General features: G+C 51.1%; 22 protein-coding genes. 9 read left to right on the top strand and 13 right to left on the bottom strand.

From position 1 onward, the window contains the following. Positions 1–124 precede the first annotated feature (124 nt). The 3 genes from HV243_RS15905 to HV243_RS15895 all read left to right on the top strand — a co-directional run bounded on the left by HV243_RS15905 (position 125) and on the right by HV243_RS15895 (position 2,511). Positions 125–445, top strand: a complete 321-nt coding sequence (locus tag HV243_RS15905) for a type 1 fimbrial protein (protein WP_016152603.1) — start codon at positions 125–127, stop codon at positions 443–445. Positions 446–545: 100 nt separating this feature from the next. Further along, entirely contained in the window at positions 546–1,088 is a 543-nt protein-coding gene (gene ymdB, locus HV243_RS15900; protein WP_053388814.1) for an O-acetyl-ADP-ribose deacetylase, read from the top strand. Continuing rightward, positions 1,072–2,511 carry a phospholipase D family protein gene (locus HV243_RS15895; protein WP_275943331.1) on the top strand — a complete coding sequence of 480 codons (1,440 nt, stop codon included), beginning with the start codon at positions 1,072–1,074 and terminating at the stop codon, positions 2,509–2,511. Before ymdB ends, HV243_RS15895 begins: the two co-directional genes overlap by 17 nt. Before the next feature lie 24 nt (positions 2,512–2,535). On the opposite strand, the gene mdoC is transcribed toward HV243_RS15895, so the two are convergent. Next, on the bottom strand, positions 2,536–3,696 hold the full coding sequence (gene mdoC / locus HV243_RS15890; RefSeq protein WP_016152606.1) for a glucans biosynthesis protein MdoC: 1,161 nt from the start codon (positions 3,694–3,696) through the stop codon (positions 2,536–2,538). A 271-nt stretch (positions 3,697–3,967) separates the two neighbouring features. Here mdoC and mdoG point away from each other — a divergent pair, with 271 nt between their 5' ends. From mdoG to HV243_RS15875, 3 genes are all read left to right on the top strand, one after another. Further along, entirely contained in the window at positions 3,968–5,503 is a 1,536-nt protein-coding gene (mdoG, locus tag HV243_RS15885; protein WP_085951042.1) for a glucans biosynthesis protein MdoG, read from the top strand. Further along, positions 5,496–8,024 (top strand): glucans biosynthesis glucosyltransferase MdoH, encoded by a 2,529-nt coding sequence (gene mdoH, locus HV243_RS15880; protein ID WP_019076449.1) that lies wholly within the window; start codon positions 5,496–5,498, stop codon positions 8,022–8,024. The genes mdoG and mdoH overlap by 8 nt, the downstream gene beginning before the upstream one ends. Positions 8,025–8,099: 75 nt before the next feature. Next, entirely contained in the window at positions 8,100–8,327 is a 228-nt protein-coding gene (locus HV243_RS15875) for a YceK/YidQ family lipoprotein (protein ID WP_016152609.1), read from the top strand. Position 8,328: 1 nt separating this feature from the next. Here HV243_RS15875 and HV243_RS15870 read toward each other — a convergent pair whose 3' ends face one another. The 3 genes from HV243_RS15870 to HV243_RS15860 all read right to left on the bottom strand — a co-directional run bounded on the left by HV243_RS15870 (position 8,329) and on the right by HV243_RS15860 (position 11,084). Next, positions 8,329–8,706 (bottom strand): MysB family protein, encoded by a 378-nt coding sequence (locus HV243_RS15870; RefSeq protein WP_016152610.1) that lies wholly within the window; start codon positions 8,704–8,706, stop codon positions 8,329–8,331. An 81-nt stretch (positions 8,707–8,787) separates the two neighbouring features. Continuing rightward, positions 8,788–10,008: a multidrug efflux MFS transporter MdtG gene (gene mdtG, locus HV243_RS15865; RefSeq protein WP_019076457.1), complete on the bottom strand. Its 1,221-nt coding sequence runs from the start codon at positions 10,006–10,008 to the stop codon at positions 8,788–8,790. 155 nt (positions 10,009–10,163) lie between these two features. Then, a complete protein-coding gene (locus HV243_RS15860; protein WP_053388816.1) occupies positions 10,164–11,084 on the bottom strand; it encodes a Kdo(2)-lipid IV(A) acyltransferase in 921 nt (306 codons plus the stop codon). A gap of 220 nt (positions 11,085–11,304) precedes the next feature. Between HV243_RS15860 and HV243_RS15855 the strand changes: the two genes are divergently transcribed. After that, positions 11,305–12,357, top strand: coding sequence for a rhodanese-related sulfurtransferase (locus HV243_RS15855; protein ID WP_016152613.1), 1,053 nt, complete (start codon positions 11,305–11,307; stop codon positions 12,355–12,357). A 46-nt stretch (positions 12,358–12,403) separates the two neighbouring features. On the opposite strand, the gene HV243_RS15850 is transcribed toward HV243_RS15855, so the two are convergent. The 9 genes from HV243_RS15850 to mdtH form a co-directional block, all read right to left on the bottom strand. Continuing rightward, on the bottom strand, positions 12,404–12,979 hold the full coding sequence (locus HV243_RS15850) for a YceI family protein (RefSeq protein ID WP_003832130.1): 576 nt from the start codon (positions 12,977–12,979) through the stop codon (positions 12,404–12,406). 1 nt (position 12,980) lies between these two features. Further along, positions 12,981–13,547 (bottom strand): cytochrome b, encoded by a 567-nt coding sequence (locus tag HV243_RS15845; RefSeq protein WP_016152615.1) that lies wholly within the window; start codon positions 13,545–13,547, stop codon positions 12,981–12,983. Positions 13,548–13,809: 262 nt separating this feature from the next. Continuing rightward, the gene (locus HV243_RS15840) at positions 13,810–13,923 is read right to left on the bottom strand and encodes a YceO family protein (protein WP_003036148.1); all 114 of its coding nucleotides are present in this window, start codon (positions 13,921–13,923) and stop codon (positions 13,810–13,812) included. A gap of 52 nt (positions 13,924–13,975) precedes the next feature. Then, positions 13,976–15,094, bottom strand: a complete 1,119-nt coding sequence (gene solA / locus HV243_RS15835; protein WP_053388817.1) for an N-methyl-L-tryptophan oxidase — start codon at positions 15,092–15,094, stop codon at positions 13,976–13,978. A gap of 114 nt (positions 15,095–15,208) precedes the next feature. Beyond that, positions 15,209–15,463 carry a biofilm formation regulator BssS gene (bssS, locus tag HV243_RS15830; RefSeq protein ID WP_003036154.1) on the bottom strand — a complete coding sequence of 85 codons (255 nt, stop codon included), beginning with the start codon at positions 15,461–15,463 and terminating at the stop codon, positions 15,209–15,211. A gap of 339 nt (positions 15,464–15,802) precedes the next feature. Beyond that, positions 15,803–16,048 (bottom strand): DNA damage-inducible protein I, encoded by a 246-nt coding sequence (gene dinI, locus HV243_RS15825; protein ID WP_003036157.1) that lies wholly within the window; start codon positions 16,046–16,048, stop codon positions 15,803–15,805. A gap of 65 nt (positions 16,049–16,113) precedes the next feature. Further along, complete coding sequence (gene pyrC / locus HV243_RS15820) at positions 16,114–17,160, bottom strand: dihydroorotase (protein WP_047359338.1); 1,047 nt, start codon at positions 17,158–17,160, stop codon at positions 16,114–16,116. 105 nt (positions 17,161–17,265) lie between these two features. Then, positions 17,266–17,826: a lipoprotein gene (locus tag HV243_RS15815; protein WP_016152618.1), complete on the bottom strand. Its 561-nt coding sequence runs from the start codon at positions 17,824–17,826 to the stop codon at positions 17,266–17,268. Between the two features lie 114 nt (positions 17,827–17,940). After that, positions 17,941–19,149, bottom strand: coding sequence for a multidrug efflux MFS transporter MdtH (gene mdtH, locus HV243_RS15810; protein WP_016156184.1), 1,209 nt, complete (start codon positions 19,147–19,149; stop codon positions 17,941–17,943). Positions 19,150–19,408: 259 nt separating this feature from the next. Here mdtH and rimJ point away from each other — a divergent pair, with 259 nt between their 5' ends. Continuing rightward, a complete protein-coding gene (gene rimJ, locus HV243_RS15805; RefSeq protein WP_006685101.1) occupies positions 19,409–19,993 on the top strand; it encodes a ribosomal protein S5-alanine N-acetyltransferase in 585 nt (194 codons plus the stop codon). Between the two features lie 34 nt (positions 19,994–20,027). Beyond that, positions 20,028–20,675, top strand: coding sequence for a YceH family protein (locus tag HV243_RS15800; protein ID WP_046274762.1), 648 nt, complete (start codon positions 20,028–20,030; stop codon positions 20,673–20,675).

The following is a 20,675-nucleotide window of genomic DNA, read 5'->3' as shown; positions in this document are numbered from 1 at the left end:
TGGCTGGGAATGCGCTGCTGTTCTATGAATATAGAAGCGTGTGAGCGTTTGTATTTGATCGTTAATCGTAGCGGTGAAGGATCATTTCGATCCCTCAAAGATGGCTAATCATTGAGGAACCCTTATGTGTACATTATTAAAGCGTATTTTAAGTACCAGTTTATGTGCTTTTTCTCTTTTAACCCTCCCTGCAATTGCGCAGCAAATCACAACCGGCGGGGTTATTCATTTTCGCGGAGCGATAGTTGAATCACCTTGCGACGTTAACAGACAGCAGCAGCAAATTGAATTGTCATGTATCCGCAACGGCACCAACCAGAATAGTCTTTACAACCCGCAACAGCTCGCGACAGCCCCTCAGAATGTGCAGGAAATTGCCACAGTCAAAATGCACTACCTCAATGAACAGAAAAACATGGCGATTCTTAATATTGAATATAAATGACTCGCTGTGGCGTAGATATGCACACTTACGGTTAAAAAGAGAGATTTAAGGGAAAACCCTGCTGTACACTTAACGAATGGTGTTTTGTCAGGGGGAACTTATGCAATCACGTGTTCATGTGTTACATGGCGATATTACGACTGTCGCTGTTGATGTGATTGTCAATGCGGCGAATTCATCGCTACTGGGAGGCGGTGGCGTCGATGGCGCAATCCATCGCGCTGCCGGACCAGCATTGCTGGAGGCCTGCAAAAAGGTTATCCAGCAACAAGGAGAATGCCCGACAGGGCATGCGGTGATCACTCTGGCGGGGGCGCTTGCGGCAAAAGCGGTCATTCATACCGTAGGACCCGTCTGGCAAGGGGGAGGTCATCATGAGGCCGAACGCCTCGAAGAAGCTTACTTAAACACCCTGCAACTGGCCCTGGCCAATGGTTATCACTCCATTGCTTTTCCGGCGATTAGCACCGGGGCTTATGGCTATCCACGCGCCGCAGCGGCAGAAATAGCGGTGAAAACGGTGCTGAAGTTTATTACCCGCCGCGCACTTCCTGATCAGATATACTTCGTGTGCTTTGATGACGAAAACGCTCAACTTTATAAGAGATTGCTAACACAACAAGGTGATGATCACACGGACTGATATGACGCGACTTGAGCGTGCCATCACGCCCCTTTGCGAAGACCACCCGGGAGAATGCGGCATTCTTGCGTTGGATGACAGCCTGGATGCGTTTGCTGCTCGCTATCGGTTAACGGAAATGGCGGAACGTACCCTGGATGTGCAGTATTACATCTGGGAAAACGACATGTCCGGGCTATTGTTATTTTCCGTTCTGCTGGCCGCAGCGAAGCGAGGCGTACGGGTGCGTTTGCTGCTGGATGATAACAACACGCCGGGTCTGGACGACACGCTGCGTCTGCTGGATAAGCACCCCAATATAGAAGTTCGCCTCTTCAATCCGTTTTCCTTTCGCATCCTGCGCGCGCTGGGCTATTTAACCGATTTTGCCCGGCTTAATCGGCGCATGCACAATAAAAGTTATACCGCTGACGGCGTGGTGACCCTCGTTGGTGGGCGTAATATTGGCGATGCCTATTTTGGCGCGGGTGAGCAACCGCTGTTTTCCGACCTGGACGTCATGGCTATCGGGCCGGTTGTCAAAGATGTGGCAGATGATTTTGAGTGTTACTGGCACTGTCGCTCGGTTTCAACGTTACAAAATGTGCTTGAGATGTCTGAGCCAGATTCTGTGCAGCGTATTGAGCTACCCGAATCCTGGTATAACGATGATATTACCCGCCGCTATCTGCATAAGCTGGAAACCAGCCAGTTTATGTCGAGTCTCGATCAAAGGTCGCTGCCGCTGATTTGGGCCAAAACGCGTTTGCTGAGCGATGATCCTGCAAAAGGGGAAGGGAAAGCGCCGCGCCACTCGCTATTACCGCAGCGTTTGTTTGATGTAATGGGCTCGCCGACCGAACGTATTGATATTATTTCTGCCTACTTTGTGCCGACGCGTGCCGGTGTGGCGCAGCTCCTGAGACTGGTAAGAAAAGGCGTCAAGATTGCCATTTTAACCAATTCACTGGCGGCGAATGATGTGGCGATCGTCCATGCGGGCTATGCGCGATGGCGAAAAAAACTACTGCGCTACGGTGTAGAATTATACGAACTTAAACCGACCCGCGATCGCGTCTCGGTCGTTCACGATCGTGGATTAACCGGGAATTCAGGGTCCAGCCTGCATGCGAAAACGTTCAGTATTGATGATCGCAAAGTGTTTATCGGCTCGCTTAATTTTGATCCTCGTTCGACGCTGCTCAATACAGAAATGGGATTTGTGATTGAGAGTGAAGTGCTGGCCGAATTGATTCATAAACGGTTTATGCAAAGCCAGCGTGATATGGCCTGGCAGCTACGCCTTGACCGTTGGGGGAGAATTAATTGGGTCGACCGACTTTCTGGCAGTGAACAGGTCCTGAAAAAAGAACCCGCCACAGGATTCTGGAAGCGGATTCTGGTAAAGCTGGCGTCCGTGTTACCCATTGAATGGCTGCTTTGAACCACACAATGATTGAGGGAAAAACTAGCCGGCTACGGCCTTGTTTTTATCCTGCTTAACGGGCGGTTTACCCGAAAAGAGAAACTTCAGCACCGGTATGCGTAAATGGATTTCGTACAGTATTACCGCAATCCCAACCACAAACAGCAGACCGCAGAGAAAACCCAGCAGATTCGACGTGATATGCGGTGTGATGTAAGCGCCAAAAAACAGCGTTAACGGGTGGTGCACCAGATAGATAAACAGCGACGCGTTGACAAAATAGGTCACGCGGGCAGACTGGAAATTAAGCAAACGGTGACCCAACGAAAAGACGACGTTCACCATCCACAGTCCCATGACCATGGTAATGACATATTCGGTTTCATACATCCAGGCATCGCCGTTGCCATAACGCTGATTGAGCAGGTATGCCACAAATGCGAATGCAGCACCGAGCGTGCAACCGCGTGACGGTGTGGTAAACAGCGCTTTCAGATTCGGGTTGATAAACGCCAGTGCGCCGAGGATAAAGAACGGCGCATAGAACAGCGTTTGCATAACGATAAAATTGAACATGCCATCGCTGAGAATCGAAGGGTAGAGGATGAAAATTGTCCTTCTGACGGCAGCGTAACCGACACCTAACAAGATGAAGATCAGCGATAATTTAGTCATCGACACCGCCGGGGCGCTGGCGGCGTCACTACGCGTCAGTCTGTTTTTCATCTGGGTGAACACCCACATGCTCACGGTCGTTAATACGACCAGAACCAGTAAAAACCACAGATGGGAAATCAGCTCCCAGGCCAGCGCATTGTATTTATCGTAGCCGCTGAGAGTATGCCAACTGTCTGCTTTTCCCTTTACGTATTGCAGCATGATAAATTGCGGCAGCGTAAGTAATGGAATCGCGGTCAGCATCGGGATCCCCACGCGTTCTACACGCACCTTCCACCAGCGCTTTAGTGGATAGCGCAAAAATAGCATGTAGGAAAAATAACCCGAAATGACAAAGAAGACTTGCATGCGAAAAGCATGGATAAAGTCGTTAAACAGGGTCAACCACCACGACGGTTCAGCGCTGTTCACGTGCCAGGTGTGGGTCGAGTAAATCAATGAAATATGGAATGGGATCCCTAACAACATTAGCCAGGCACGGATGGAGTCAAGAAAATATTCGCGTGGTGGTGATACAGAGCTCATAGACAGTTATGTATTCTCAGACTTTTCGTCTTATCCCTAAGACGAATAATGGTTACATTCGAGGGCAACCCTACACGAAGTCCAACAACCTGTCTCCAGGATAAGCACGCAAAGTGAAAACAGGTCGTTGAACCTGATTAAACCATGAGCCAGCGCGCGAACAATACAGGGATTCAGTTGTCGGAATACCCGATTATCCATTAAAATGGATCGGATCAATATAAGCACACAAAGGGGGAAGTGCTTACTAATTATGAAACATAAACTACAAATGATGAAAATGCGTTGGTTGGGTGCAGCAGTTATGTTAACGCTGTACACATCATCGAGCTGGGCGTTCAGCATCGATGATGTTGCAAAACAAGCTCAATCCTTAGCCGGTAAAGGCTATGAGGCGCCAAAAAGTAACTTGCCCTCCGTTTTCCGCGACATGAAATATGCGGATTATCAGCAGATCCAGTTTAACCGCGATAAAGCCTACTGGAGCAATCTCAAGACCCCATTTAAGCTCGAGTTCTACCACCAGGGTATGTACTTCGACACGCCGGTCAAAATCAACGAAGTTACCGCTACAGCGGTGAAAAGAATCAAATACAGCCCGGATTATTTTAATTTTGGCGATGTTCAGCATGATAAAGACACGGTAAAAGATCTCGGTTTCGCCGGGTTCAAAGTGCTGTATCCGATCAACAGCAAAGATAAAAACGACGAAATCGTCAGCATGCTCGGTGCCAGCTATTTCCGTGTTCTGGGGGCAGGGCAGGTCTACGGTCTGTCTGCGCGCGGTCTCGCGATTGATACCGCTCTGCCTTCTGGCGAAGAATTTCCCCGCTTCCGTGAGTTTTGGATCGAGCGTCCGAAACCGACTGACAAACGTTTGACCATTTATGCCTTGCTGGATTCTCCGCGCGCAACCGGAGCGTATCGCTTTGTCATCATTCCTGGTCGTGACACGGTCGTCGATGTTCAATCCAAAGTTTATCTGCGCGACAAAGTGGGCAAGCTGGGCGTGGCACCGTTAACCAGTATGTTCCTGTACGGACCAAACCAGCCTTCTCCGGCGACCAACTATCGTCCGGAACTGCATGACTCTAACGGTTTGTCGATCCACGCTGGCAACGGCGAGTGGATTTGGCGTCCGCTGAATAACCCGAAACATCTGGCGGTGAGCAGCTTTGCGATGGAAAATCCGCAAGGTTTCGGCCTGCTGCAGCGTGGCCGTCAGTTCTCGCGTTTTGAAGATATCGACGATCGTTACGATCTGCGCCCAAGCGCCTGGATCACGCCAAAAGGTGATTGGGGTAAAGGTAAGATTGAGTTAGTTGAAATCCCAACTAACGATGAAACGAACGATAACATCGTTGCGTACTGGACGCCGGATCAACTGCCTGAAGCCGGCAAAGAGATGAACTTCAAGTACACCCTGACGTTCACGCGTGACGAAGACAAGCTTCATGCCCCTGATAGCGCCTGGGTCCAGCAGACTCGTCGTTCTACCGGTGATGTAAAACAGTCTAACCTCATTCGTCAGCCTGATGGCACTATCGCGTTTGTGGTGGACTTTACCGGCACGGATATGAAAAAGCTGCCGCAGGATACCCCGGTTACCGCACAAACCAGTATTGGCGACAACGGCGAGATCGTTGAAAGTACTGTGCGCTACAACCCGGTAACTAAAGGTTGGCGTTTGGTATTGCGCGTGAAAGTGAAAGATGTGAAGAAAACCACTGAAATGCGTGCTGCCTTGGTCAATGCCGATCAGACGCTGAGTGAAACCTGGAGCTACCAGTTACCTGCCAATGAATAAGACAACTGAGTATATTGACGCAATGCCGCTTTCGGATATCGAAAAAGCGGCACTGCCGAAAACTGACATCCGCGCCGTTCATCAGGCGCTGGATGCCGAGCATCGTACGTACTCGCGCGAAGATGATTCACCGCAGGGTTCGGTGAAAGCTCGCCTGGAGCAGGCGTGGCCTGATTCTCTGGCCAAAGAGCAGTTGGTTAAGGACGATGAGGGGCGCGATCAGCTGCAGGCGATGCCAAAAGCAACGCGTACCTCTATGTTCCCCGATCCCTGGCGTACCAACCCGGTTGGCCGCTTTTGGGATCGCCTGCGCGGGCGCGATGTGACTCCGCGTTATCTTTCGCGTTTGACGAAAGAAGAACAGGAGAGCGAGCAAAAATGGCGTACGGTTGGCACCATCCGCCGCTATACGTTGTTGATCTTAACGCTGGCGCAAACGGTCGTCGCAACCTGGTATATGAAGACGATCCTTCCGTATCAGGGTTGGGCATTCATTAATCCTGTTGACATGATGGGGCAGGATTTATGGGTTTCCTTTATGCAACTGCTGCCCTACATGCTCCAGACCGGCATTCTCATTTTGTTTGCCGTGCTTTTCTGTTGGGTTTCAGCAGGATTCTGGACCGCGCTGATGGGCTTCCTGCAACTGTTGATTGGGCGAGATAAGTACAGTATCTCCGCCTCAACGGTTGGGGACGAACCGTTAAATCCCGAACACCGGACCGCGTTGATTATGCCGATCTGTAACGAGGACGTTGACCGCGTATTCGCGGGACTTCGCGCCACGTGGGAGTCGGTCAAAGCGACGGGCAACGCCGAGCATTTTGATGTTTACATCCTGAGCGACAGCTACAACCCCGATATCTGCGTAGCAGAACAAAAAGCGTGGATGGAGCTGATTGCCGAAGTGCAAGGCGAAGGGCAGATTTTCTACCGTCGTCGTCGTCGTCGCGTGAAGCGTAAAAGCGGCAACATTGATGACTTCTGCCGTCGCTGGGGAAATCAGTACAGCTACATGGTGGTGCTGGACGCTGACTCCGTGATGAGCGGTGACTGTCTGAGCGGACTGGTGCGCCTGATGGAAGCGAATCCAAATGCCGGGATTATCCAGTCTTCACCGAAGGCTTCCGGTATGGATACGCTGTATGCGCGCTGTCAGCAGTTTGCGACCCGTGTTTATGGTCCGTTGTTTACCGCTGGACTTCACTTCTGGCAATTGGGGGAATCGCACTACTGGGGCCATAACGCGATTATTCGCGTGAAGCCGTTTATCGAACACTGTGCGCTTGCGCCGTTACCGGGCGAAGGCTCGTTTGCGGGTTCGATTCTCTCCCATGACTTCGTCGAAGCGGCGTTGATGCGTCGTGCCGGCTGGGGCGTGTGGATTGCTTACGATCTGCCGGGCTCTTATGAAGAGCTACCGCCGAACCTGCTGGATGAACTCAAGCGTGACCGTCGCTGGTGTCATGGCAACCTGATGAACTTCCGTCTGTTCCTGGTGAAGGGGATGCACCCGGTTCACCGTGCGGTGTTCCTGACCGGCGTTATGTCCTATCTGTCCGCGCCGCTGTGGTTTATGTTCCTCGCGTTATCGACCGCATTGCAGGTGGTGCATGCGTTGACGGAACCACAATACTTCCTGCAACCGCGCCAGCTGTTCCCGGTATGGCCGCAGTGGCGTCCTGAACTGGCGATCGCGCTGTTTGCTTCTACGATGGTGCTGCTGTTCCTGCCGAAGCTGCTGAGTATTTTGCTCATCTGGTGTAAAGGGACGAAAGAGTACGGCGGGTTTATCCGCGTCACGCTGTCGCTGCTGCTGGAGGTTCTGTTCTCCGTGCTGCTGGCGCCGGTGCGTATGCTGTTCCATACCGTCTTTGTCGTGAGCGCCTTCCTCGGTTGGGAAGTGGTGTGGAATTCACCGCAGCGTGATGACGATTCCACCCCGTGGGGTGAAGCATTTATGCGTCACGGTTCTCAGTTACTGCTGGGGCTGGTGTGGGCGGTAGGTATGGCCTGGCTGGATCTGCGTTTCCTGTTCTGGCTGGCGCCGATTGTCTTCTCGCTGATCCTGTCGCCGTTTGTTTCCGTGATTTCCAGCCGTTCCACGGTTGGGTTACGTACCAAGCGCTGGAAGCTGTTCCTGATCCCGGAAGAGTATTCTCCGCCGCAGGTGCTGGTGGATACGGATACCTATCTGGTGATGAACCGCAATCGTACGCTGGACGACGGCTTTATGCATGCGGTGTTTAACCCGTCATTTAACGCACTGGCAACGGCAATGGCGACTGCACGTCACCGCGCGAGTAACGTGCTTGAGATTGCCCGTGACCGCCATGTGGAGCAGGCGCTGAACGAAACGCCGGAGAAACTAAACCGTGACCGCCGTCTGGTGCTGTTGAGCGATCCGGTGACGATGGCGCGTTTGCACTATCGCGTCTGGAATTCACCTGATAAGTATTCTTCGTGGGTGAATTACTACCAGGGACTGACCCTGAATCCGCTGGCGCTCAGGAAAAAGTAAGCGTTATGTAACGTGAAAATACCGGCCTGGTGCCGGTATTTTTTTATACTAAATAAAAGAGCCGTGAGGTATCAGGTGCGAATATTGGCAGTGGCAATCATGGTGTGCTTGCTGAGCGGATGCGGCAGTATTATTAGCCGAACTATCCCAGGGCAAGGGCACGGAAACCAATACTATCCTGGCGTGCAATGGGATGTCCGGGACTCCGCGTGGCGCTACGTCACCATCCTCGACCTGCCATTTTCGCTGGTGTTTGATACCTTGCTGCTCCCGCTCGACATTCACCACGGACCTTACGAGTAAGCTATCGCTCATCCCATTCATCGGCCGCGGTCTGACCCTCTTCGGTATCCAGGGGAGGTTCCAACTGGAATTCACCTTCATCCCATTCGTGAAGCGTGTTTTCTTCCTGCCACTCCTGACGGATCTCAATTTCATCATAGTCGCCATCAAAAACGCTTTGGGCCGCTTCACCACTCAGCATTGGCAGGCATTCACCCTCGCCCTCATCCTCATCAGCAAAGAATTCCGCCTGCCACATAATGTCACCATCCTGTAGCACGTATTTTTGTACGCTTAGCTGTTGAACGCTGGCTTCGTCGGGCTCAAGGTCAGGGTTATCAGCCAGAAATTCTTCACGAGCGGCATCAATGGCTTCTTCCAGCGTGGCATACATGGTCATCAGAGTCTCCCTTTGATTTAATGAAGTATTCAGGGAAATAATAGTTGATTCTCCGATATTGCAAGTATGAATGCACAAAAATCATCCCGTAGCCTCAGTGCTCCGGCGACGGCGCAGACTATTCCACGAGTAGAAAGCGTTAAACAGTACGACGCCCGCGGTCACGCAGAAGACGGCGCGAAAACCGTAGTTGGCGGAAATTGCCGCCCCCATTAACGGTCCCGTTACGTTACCGATATCGCGAAATGACTGGTTATAACTGAAAATACGCCCGGCGATCTGATTGGTTGAGTTATAGACCAGCAGCGTTTGTACTGCCGGGAGCAGAGCCCCATCAGCGGCCCCCAATAAAAAGCGCAGAACGGCAAGTTGCCAGGGCGATTGTACAAACGACATTGGAATAAGCAGCAGCACGGAGATGACCAGAGCAACAATCAGGATCTTCTCCGGGCCAATTCGGTCACCTAATTTGCCAAGTCGCGGGGCGCTAATTAACGCAGCCACGCCCGGTACGGAAGCAATCATCCCGCTGATAAAGGCGATGTTACTGACGTTGCCAGCCAACTCTCTAACGTACAGCGTCAGAATTGGCGCGATGGACCCGGTTGCCACCTGGATTATCAGCGTTGTGACAAACAGGCTCAGCACCAGTTTGGGATTTTTTAACGAGGCCACGACTTCGCGAATGTGCAGCATCTCTTTCTTGCTCACCGGTTGGAAACGTTCGCGAATAAAAAATAGCGTCAGGATAAAACAGAGCAGCAGTACGCTGGCGGTGATGAAAAATACCGGGCGTAGTCCGTACTGATCCGCGAGCAGCCCGCCTGCCAACGGTCCGAGCAGTGCGCCGCTGACGCCGCCGGTGGAAAGCGTTCCCAGCGCCCAGCCGCTTTTATTGCGCGGAACCTGGGTGGCGATCAGCGCATTGGCGTTGGGAATGAAACCGCCGAGCAGACCCAACAGGGCGCGCAGGACCAGGAACTGCCAGATATTTTGCGCCAGCCCCATCAGCAGCATCACAATCGCCATACCCAATGCGGAACGCAGCAGCATGATTTTTCGCCCTTTGCGATCGGCAAGGCCACCCCAGAAAGGAGAGGCGATGGCGGAAAAGAGAAAAGTGATGCTGAAGACCAGACCTGACCACATATTCAGGGCGCTATGACCCGTGACGCCGAGGCTCTCGACATAGAGGGGCAAAAAGGGCATAACCAGGCTAAATGCTGCACCGGTTAAAAAACAACCCAACCAGGCAACGGTGAGGTTACGTTTCCAGTTTATGGGAGCATCTGAGGGTGACATAGCGTTCCGCAGTGTGGCGCGCTGTTTGCGCTATCGATTGAATATAAGCAAGCAGGCTAATTATGCGCCTGGTAGATAGTTGCTGCAATGCGGATAGCAGTTAAACCTAAAGCGGGCAGGGAAGGTGTTGCAGTCCGCAGGACTGCAACCGTGCTTTAGTACAGGGAAGGTGAACCTTCAGGACGCGTCTTGAAACGACGGTGTAGCCACATGTACTGCTCCGGGGCCATCATGATGCATTGCTCAACAATCTTATTCATCCACGCTGCCGTAGTCTCCGCGTTGTCTAACGGCGGTGAACACTCCGGAGGCAGCATAATCAATTGATAACCTTTACCGTCAGGTTTGCGGCGGGGAACAAACGGTACCAGGCAGGCATTCGACATGCGTGAAAGCATCCAGGTCCCGGAGGTTGTTGCGGCCTGTTCAACAGCAAAAAGCGGGACAAATACGCTGGCGCGGGGACCGTAGTCATGATCCGGCGCATACCAGACCACTTCGCCTTTTTTCAACGCTTTAATCATTCCTTTCAGGTCTTTACGATCGAGCATGGATTTATTAGAGCGCATACGGCCCCAGGTTTGTAGCCAGTCGAGCAGTGGGTTGTCGTTAGGGCGATATACGCCTATCCCCGGCTCCTGCAAACCAAACTGACGCGCACCCAGTTCAAGGGTCAGAAAGTGCAGACCCACTAACAAAATTCCCCGCTTTTGCGCCTGAACGTCGCGGATATGTTCCATCCCGATAACTTCCGTCCAGCGTGAAATGCGCTTGTCAGACCAAAACCAGGCCATTCCGGTTTCCATCATGCCCATGCCCACGGACTCGAAGTTCTTGATGATCATCTGCTGGCGTTCCTGCTCGCTCATTTGCGGGAAGCACAGTTCCAGATTACGGGAAACAATTTTTGCCCGACGTTTCATCAAACGTAATGCCAGACGACCTAATGCGCAGCCCAACTTGTAAAGAATCGGGTAGGGTAACTGCACGATTAACCAAAGGATGCCAATGCCCAGCCAGGTTAACCAATAACGTGGATGCAGTAACGCAGCCGAAAACTTGGGTAAATTCGTCATGTCTATCCTGTCTTCAAACGACCAATTGCCTGTATTGTCGCATTTTTTCGCGCATATCAAAAATTTGTGACGGGAGAACGGTGATTAAACCAGCAATTGTTGTTGCACTTTTATATTGGAGTAAGAAATGTAGCGTAAAATGTGTGGATGTAAATTGGCGGTGTTTGCTTTATTATGCCGCCGATTTTCATTTTCTCCCTATTTGCAGGATACGTACACCATGCCAGTGTTACACAACCGCATTTCGAACGATGCGCTCAAAGCCAAAATGTTGGCTGAGACCGAGCCGCGCACGACGATCTCATTCTATAAATATTTCACCATCGCCAATCCTCAGCACACGCGTGATGCGCTGTACCAGATGTTCACTGCATTGAACGTCTTCGGGCGCGTTTATCTTGCCCATGAAGGAATCAATGCGCAAATCAGCGTACCGCAAAGCAACGTCGAGGCATTCCGCCAGCAGCTTTATGCGTTTGATCCCGCATTCGCCGGGTTACGTCTGAATATCGCGCTGGATGATGATGGTAAATCGTTCTGGGTGCTGCGTATGAAAGTGCGTGAACGCATCGTGGCGGATGGTATTGACGATCCGCAATTTGACGCCAGCAACGTAGGTGATTACCTGAAGGCGGCGGAAGTAAACGCCATGCTGGACGATCCTGACGCGGTATTCATTGATATGCGCAACCACTATGAATATGAAGTGGGCCATTTCGAGAATGCGCTAGAAATCCCGGCAGACACGTTCCGCGACCAGTTACCGAAAGCCGTTGAAATGATGCAGGCGCATAAAGATAAAAAAATCGTTATGTATTGCACGGGCGGGATCCGTTGTGAGAAAGCCAGCGCCTGGATGAAACACAACGGATTTAGCAAAGTCTGGCACATTGAGGGCGGTATTATTGAATATGCCCGCAAGGCACGTGAACAGGGGCTTCCTGTGCGTTTTGTCGGTAAAAACTTCGTTTTTGATGAGCGTATGGGCGAAAGGATTTCTGAAGATGTTATTGCGCATTGCCATCAGTGCGGAACGGCGTGCGACAGCCATACTAATTGCAAAAATGATGGCTGCCATCTGTTGTTTATCCAGTGTCCGGCCTGCGCGCAGAAGTATAACGGCTGCTGTAGCGAGTTGTGTAGCGAAGAGAGTAAGTTGCCGGAAGAAGAGCAACGTCGTCTTCGAGCAGGACGTGAAAATGGCAACAAAATATTTAATAAGTCACGCGGTCGTCTGAATACCAAACTGGGTATTCCGGACCCTGCGCAATAGTCATCATGCCGGATGGCGGCTTTAGCCCCATCCGGCAACTCATACGTTACTTCTGTTGGACACCTTCCACTGAGATGATCAGATCGACTTCCTGAGACGCCGGGCCGAGATCGGTGGTGATGTTGAAGTCCTTCAGCTTAATTTTACCTTGTGCTTCAAAACCCGCACGCGTGCCACCCCACGGATCGCCGCCCTGACCGATCAGCTTCGCATCCAGCGTAACCGGTTTAGTGACGCCGTTCAGGGTGAGATTACCGGTGATATCCAGGTCGTTCCCCTCTTTCTTCACGCTGGTAGAGCTAAAGGTCGCCTGCGGGAATTTGGCCACGTTAAGGAAATCTGCGCTGCGCAGGTGCTTGTCGCGTTCGGCGTGATTGGTGTCAACGCTGTTGGTGTTGATGGTGACGTTAACCTTATCGGCTGCGGGATTTTTCTCATCAAAGGTAAAAGTCCCGTCGAAATCTTTAAATGTGCCGTATAGCCAACTGTAACCCAGGTGCTGAATACGGAAATTAACAAAGGCATGCTGTCCTTCTTTGTCAATTTTGTAATCTGCCGCCACGGCTGACCCGGTGGTGAATAACAGAGAGGCGAGTGTAAGTCCCAGCAGGTTTTTTTTCATTTTAAGCTCCATAGTCAGATGACGATTTTCCCAACATGCGATTCAGGGTATCGTCGTTATCGATAAAGTGATGTTTCAGGGCCATCAGTCCGTGCAGAAGCGATAAAACCACCACGGTCCACGCAAGCCACAGGTGCAGACTACCGGCGAGGTCGGCCTGAGCGCCCGCATTGGCAAGGGTGGCAGGAATGTCGAACCAACCAAATACGCTTATCGCTTTGCCATCAGCGGTGGAAATCAAATACCCGCTGATGACAATTGAAAAGAGCAATGTGTATAGCGCGAGGTGACCCAGTGCCGCCGCGATGCGGGTGAAACGGGAATAACTTGCCAGCGCAGGAGGAGGAGGGGAGATCAACCGCCAGACGACGCGGATAACCAGCCCCATCATGAGCACAACGCCGATGCTTTTATGCAGTTCAGGGGCCTGGTGATACCAGCCGTCGTAATAGCTGAGCGTGACCATCCACAATCCCAGCGCAAACATGCCATATACAGCAATCGCAATCAGCCAGTGTAAAGCGGCAGACACCACGCCATAGCGTTGTGGAGTATTATTGAATTGCATAAGTGCACCGTTAGATATTTCAGAAGTGAATGAAAATGGCGCGTAAAAGACATTAATGCAACTAATAAATAACAATAATGGTGATATTTGTTTTTGATTCAATAAAATTGATTGAATTGTGAAGTAATCATCAAGGAATTAGTAGGGGTGGATGACATTAAGGCTTGGTTTCTGGGTGTTTAAGGTATTTTTCTTGTTCAGTTAATTGCAATGAAAATTAAGTTAATATCAGTTTATGTCAATTAGTGTCAGCGTTGTGGGTTCAGAAAAACATAATATATATCACATCCATAATTGCCAGCAGCGACCATAAAATAATGTAGAGCATAAGATGCTCGCGAATATTATTAACCAGATAGTGAAAGATGCGGCGCATCAACGTTATTCCTGTCATTAAAAATGGCCTCACCAACGAGGCCATTCATTTATTATCGCTTAAAACGACTTAGCCTGAAGGGCGTCAGGTCAAAGTCAGACGGTTTGTCCTGGGCGAAGTCTGCCGCAATCTCTCCGAGGACGGAGGCAAACTTAAAGCCATGTCCGCTCAGCCCGGTGATGATCAGCGTGTTGTCATGCTCCGGTAGAGTATCAATAATAAAGTCTTCATCTGGTGAGTTATCATAGGTGCAGGACGCACCGTGCAGACAGCAGCCTACGCCTGGCAGAATTGTGCGCAGGAATGGGAAGGCTTCAGAACCATCGCTGGCTACAGCGGCAAACGGCTTGCGCTCTTCTGCCGAATGAATTACCTGTCCGCCATTGTGTTTACCAATTTTTAGCTCGTCGTTTTCTGCCGGGAAACCGTAGAATTGATCGCCATTTGGTAGCTCTCCGGTGAAGGCAGGGAAGTTATTCTTAACGCTGTAACGCCCATCGGCTTGATACCAGGCGAACACTTTGCGTACCGGTTGTATCGGTAGTTCTGGGACTAATGCCTGTACCCAGGTTCCGGCGCTGATCACCGCTTTTTGCGCGTGATAGTCACCATCGGCGGTTTCTACCGTGACGCCATCATCACTATGACGAATTGCGCTGACCGGGCATTTAAATAGCTGCGCACAGCCTGCTTCTTCCGCCAGACGGATCCAGGTTTTAATCGCTAACTCACTACGTAAAAAACCAGATTCCGCTTCAAACAGACCGATATAGTTTTCAGGTACGCGAATCTCTGGCCAGCGCGCCATAATGGCTGCTGCATCCAGTTGTTCAACATTGAGTTGCCACTGTTTTGCGCTTTGCGCCGCGGTCGCTAAGAAGGTTGAATCTGCCGGACCAAGGTTGATGACACCAGAGCGCACAAAAATCGGCTCTTCATTTTGGGTGGATAATTCATCCCATAATGTTTGCGCACGCAGCACCAGCGGAACATATTTTTCACCTTCGCCATAGGCATGACGAATTAATCGAGTGTCGCCGTGGTGGCTGCCCTGCTGATGCGGTGGCATATGCGCATCGATCATCAGAACCTTCAGACCGGCGCGAGTGGCATAGTATCCGGCTGCGGCACCCACGGAACCGCTGCCAATTATGATTAAGTCGTATTTCATCCGCTTCTCTCTGCAATCGCGATAGTAGCAGGGTAAATAAGTGACCCGGAATATTCAACCTGGAAATAAGAAAGGCACCGGAAAGGTGCCTTTTGATGGTTGGATGTATCAGATTTAATGTCGCTGATACTCATTTACCTGGTAATCGCCGGATTCAATTTTAGCGATTCCTGCTTCTAATATCGAAATAAATTGCCTGGCAACATCAGTGGTTAACCAGAGCGTTTGACCAACTTCAGTCCCATCCGGGTCTGGACGATTCGGGGTCTGGTAGTGCAAACGCAGCATCAGCGCATCGTAGCTATCAACAGTGCTGATGTCCCATCCTACTAACGGATGAGTCTGAATGACTTCATTATTCTTTTCCATCATGCCCCCTAATTCGTGTTACTAGACAACGGTTTTCGAGGTTCAATGCGTTTTTTCTGAAGCAACTTCAGTATATCAATAAATAAGGGTGTTCATTGAAAATTTAAAGAGGTAAGCACATAAAATTTTCGTTTTCAGCGTTATCTGACTAACAAACCGACATGTTATTCATTTTTTTTAAGCATGTTGCACAATTATTTTGGTGTTGTGGTTAAAAGATAGACAGGAATTTATTATTAAAATATCAGTTTGCCAGAAGGAATGAACTATTGATTAAAAGATGGTGTGTATAAAAAAGCCGGGGCGACCCGGCAAACAAACATCATTGCATATCATTATTTATTCATTGATGAACCAGTCATCCGCGCTTTCCCAGGTCTCCTGGAGGATCTCGCTGATGCGTTCTTTATCCTCTTTGGTGGCACCAATAACCGACAGATTGTTTGCGCCGGCATAACGGACGGTAACGTTACCTTCGTTATCCGGAAAATGGTGCTGAATACGGCGGGAGAGTTCACCTGCCAGCGCGTCAATTGCACCAGCAGGTAAAGGTGAAGTTTTGGCAATAGTGACTTCAATACGCATAGTAGCCCCCTGTGGAATATACTGTTTATTTATACAGTTATTCTCGCCAGTTGGCTACACTTTTTTTAGCTTTTCACGGACCAGTGTACCGTTTCGCCACCCAGGAAAGGCACCAGCGTATCATCTTGCAGCGCAATGCTCTCCGGGACTTTGTGCTCCACGCGTTCCAGCTCAATAAAGGTTTCATTTACCGGCAAACCGTAGAACTGTGGGCCATTGAGTGAGCAGAAGGCTTCAAAATGGTCCAGTGCATTCATCTCTTCAAACACGGTGGCATAACTGCCCAGTGCGGTCGGCGCATTAAAGCAGCCCGCACAGCCACAGCTTGACTCTTTGCGATGACGCGCATGCGGCGCTGAGTCGGTACCGAGGAAGGCGCGGTTAAACCCGCTGGCGACCAGCTCACGCAGCGCCTGTTGATGGACGTTACGTTTGAGGATCGGCAGGCAGTACAGATGAGGGCGAATCCCGCCGACCAGCATGTGGTTGCGGTTAAACATCAGGTGCTGCGGCGTAATGGTCGCCGCCAGAAGGTCATTGCCGTCGCGCACGTATTCGGCAGCATCTTTAGTCGTGATATGTTCGAACACCACTTTCAGCGCAGTTAAACGCTGACGCAGTGGTTCCATTACCGTCTCAATAAAGCGCGCCTCGCGATCGAAAATATCGATATCCGCATGCGTCACTTCGCCGTGCACCAGCAGAGGCATACCCAATTTTTCCATCCGTTCCAGCACTGGCATGATGGCATCAATAGAGGTTACGCCATGCGTCGAGTTGGTGGTGGCATTGGCCGGATAGAGTTTTGCGGCGGTGAACACGCCTTCGTTGAATCCACGTTCCAGCTCATTGGGATCCAGCGTATCCGTTAAGTAGCAGGTCATTAATGGCGTGAAGTCGTGTCCGGCAGGTACCGCGTCAAGAATTCGCTGGCGGTAAGCGATAGCCGCGTCCACCGTGGTGACGGGCGGAGCCAGGTTCGGCATGACAATGGCGCGGCCATAAACTTCGCTGGTATAGGGCACGACAGTTTTTAACATGTCGCCATCGCGAAAGTGAAGATGCCAGTCGTCTGGGCGGCGGATCTTTAAAACCTGGGATGGTGCAGTCATCAATATGCTCCGGCTGAGGATAGTCTTTTTTGCCGGAAACAAAGGATAAGCGGAAACGTTTTCGTTTGCACGAAAAAAAAGGGCGCATCGGCGCCCTCTGTCATATTAGTCGGTGAACGGGATAATGATTTCTCCCGGTTTCACCTCAATGCCTTTCGCCAGTTTTTTCGCCAGCGCTTCCCCCTGGCTGCTGTCATCCCGCAGAATGTACGCCGGCTGTTGGTTGAAATAGTTGCGCAGCGACTGATTTAAATAAGGCATCAGCGTTTGCAGTACCGACTGCATTTTTTCCGGCGTGACGGTAGCGTCCACGACTTCCATTTCTTGCAGATAAATCGCGCCTTTTTCTTTATTGAAAACCGGTAAGGCTTTTAGCTTCAACTTCATGGTTGCTTTCTGACTGCCAAACAGGGAGTTCATGTCCAGATTGGCGTCTCCGGTCAGCGTCACTTTATTGGGTTCTTCACGGCCTATCTGGCTGGCGAGATTGTTCAGTACGATATGTGCTTCAGCGACGCCAGGCAAACCGATATCTTTTGAAAAGTTATTATTCTTCGCCAGGGCCTGATTAATCTCTTGCTCGCTAACCGTGTATTGCGTGAGTTGATTACAACCAACCAACAGGCCGCTGACAATTAGTGCAGCGGCAAAAAAAAACTTTTTCATGGGGTTCCTCAACATGATGCTTGTGGTGTAATCGTGACACAAAGCATCATCGAGCACCAGCGCTGCGGGTAACAGCAGAAAAAACTGAAAAATGCGCGTACACCAGATTGGCTATCAGGCGTCAGGCTCCAGCATACCACGCGTTGGGCGTTTGAGACTGAATTGCCACCCCAGCGCCAGGAAAGTGATGAAGCCGATAATGCCGAGCATCATCCAGGGCAGCTCCGGTTGTGCCAGGGCTTTACCCATGTCAAACAGCCAGCCGCCGCCGATATAACCAATGGCGCCGCCGATGGCGAGTCCCAGTCGACTGAAACCCATATAGCTTCCCCGGGCACGTGCATTCGCCAGCGAGGCGCTCAGGGTTTCACGCGCCGGTTCGGCGATGATTGAGCCAATATAGAACGTGCAAATCAGGGTGAACAACTGCTGCAAATTCCCGACCAGGCCGATGGGCATCATGCTTAAAGACATCACCAGCAGACCGGCCATCAGGCGATGCTCAAGGCGAAAGCGTTTTTCACTCCAGCGGGCAATCGGGTAGAGCAACGTTAAAGAGAGGCACGCCTCGATGGCATACATCCATTTCACAGCGGCCGGTGAGCCAGCGATGTCGTTTACCATTATTGGCAGCATCAGCATCACTTGCACCGCCAGCATGTAATAGCCCGCCAGCGTCAGCACATAAGTGACAAACCGCTTGTCATGCATCACATGGCTCATTCCTTCGCGCACCGGAATTTTCACCGTCGACAGCTTCCATGCCGGAAGTAGCCAGGCGTTAAACGCCGCGCACAGAACGAACAAAATTGCGCCAGTGGCACACACCAGACGGAAATCGTATTGCAATAACCAACTGCCGAGCAACGCGCCAACCACGGCCCCGGCGCTATCCTGCATCATCAGAATAGAGAAAAAACGCCCGCGCTTTTCCGGACGGATCAGTTTGACCACCAGCGCCGAGCGGGGAGGGTCGAACAACGTGCCGCCCAGCCCGGAAAGAAAGCAGGAAAACCATAGCAGCCACGGTTCATGGGCAATGCCCATGGTGGCGAATCCGGCAGCGCGCATCAGCATGCCGGTGACGATCATCGGTTTTGCCCCGAAACGGTCAGCAATAGCACCGCCGAAGATACCTAAACCTTGCTGGATAAATTGACGTAATCCAAGCGCGATACCGACCATCACGGCGGCCCAGCCCATTTGATCGACGAAACGAATTGAGATCAGCGGGAAAACGACGAAGAAACCCAGCACGACCAGCATGTTATCGATAAGAAGGAAGTATTTACCCAGGTTCCTTGCCTGCGAGACTTGCGACATTTCCCCTCCAGGGAAAAACTCGTCACTCTGGATAGAGTTTAAAAGATAAGCACCTCCTATTCTGCGGTGTCGTCATCGCTTTTCCCACCCTTCGCGGGACAATATTTTTTTATCAAAAGTCCGTCTTGATAGAGAGTTTTCATCAAAATGTGTGAATAATTCAAAAAATGGCATTTTGCTCTTTTCACAGGGCGTATTTGCGCAGGTATAGTAATGCGAATAGCGTATTGAAGACGTTACGGGAAGGAGTAGGTATAGAATGTTTGGCTATCGCAGTAACGTGCCAAAAGTGCGCTTAACCACGGACCGCCTGGTCGTGCGTTTAGTGCATGAGCGTGATGCCTGGCGTCTGGCAGATTATTACGCAGAAAATCGTCATTTCTTAAAACCCTGGGAGCCTATTCGCGATGAAAGCCACTGTTATCCGTCAGGCTGGCAGGCGCGTCTGAGCATGATCTCTGAGTTTCATAAACAGGGCACCGCTTATTACTTTGCGCTGCTCGATCCGGAAGAAAAAGAGATTATTGGCGTCGCGAACTTCTCGAACGTCGTGCGGGGATCTTTCCACGCCTGTTATCTCGGTTACTCCATTGCGCAGAAGTGGCAGGGGCAGGGGCTGATGTATGAAGCCTTAACCTCGGCCATCCGCTATATGCAGCGCACGCAGCATATTCACCGCATTATGGCTAACTACATGCCACATAATAAACGCAGCGGTGACCTGCTGGCGCGACTGGGTTTTGAAAAAGAAGGGTATGCCAAAGACTACCTGCTGATTGACGGGCAGTGGCGCGATCACGTGCTGACGGCGTTGACCACATCAGAATGGACCCCCGGCCGCTAAGTTTCAGATGCAGCCATGATTAATGGAGAAGACGATGAAATACGAATTAACCGCCACTGAAGCACGGGTGATTGGCTGTTTATTAGAAAAACAAGTGACTACACCTGAACAGTATCCGCTCTCCGTTAACGGAGTCGTAACCGCCTGCAATCAAAAAACGAATCGTGAACCCGTGATGAACCTGTCGGAATCCGACGTGCAGGATCAGCTTGATAACCTGGTGAAACGGCATTTCTTGCGTACGGTGAGTGGCTTTGGTAATCGCGTCACGAAATATGAGCAGCGTTTCTGCAACTCTGAGTTTGGTAATCTTAAGCTCAGCGCGGGGGAAGTCGCGCTCATTACCACGCTGTTGCTGCGCGGCGCTCAAACACCTGGTGAACTGCGTAGCCGCGCCTCCCGGATGTACGAATTCAGCGACATGGCCGAAGTAGAGTCGACACTGGAGAAACTGGCAACCCGGGAAGATGGTCCTTATGTCGTTCGCCTGGCGCGTGAGCCGGGCAAACGTGAAAGCCGTTATATGCACCTGTTTTGCGGTGACGTTGATGAAGCGATGGCCACCACAGATGAACTTCCGGCAGCTTCGGGCGATCTACAGGCGCGCGTTGAAGCGCTGGAAACAGACGTCGCGGAGCTTAAGCAGCGGCTTGATTCCTTGCTGGCGCACCTGGGAGACTAA

It is taken from the genome of Citrobacter sp. RHBSTW-00599 (genome assembly GCF_013784065.1).
GTDB classification, from domain to species: Bacteria; Pseudomonadota; Gammaproteobacteria; order Enterobacterales; family Enterobacteriaceae; genus Citrobacter; species Citrobacter braakii.
The sequence above is the reverse complement of the archived record's forward strand: the minus strand, read 5'-3'. Positions and strand labels throughout refer to the sequence as shown.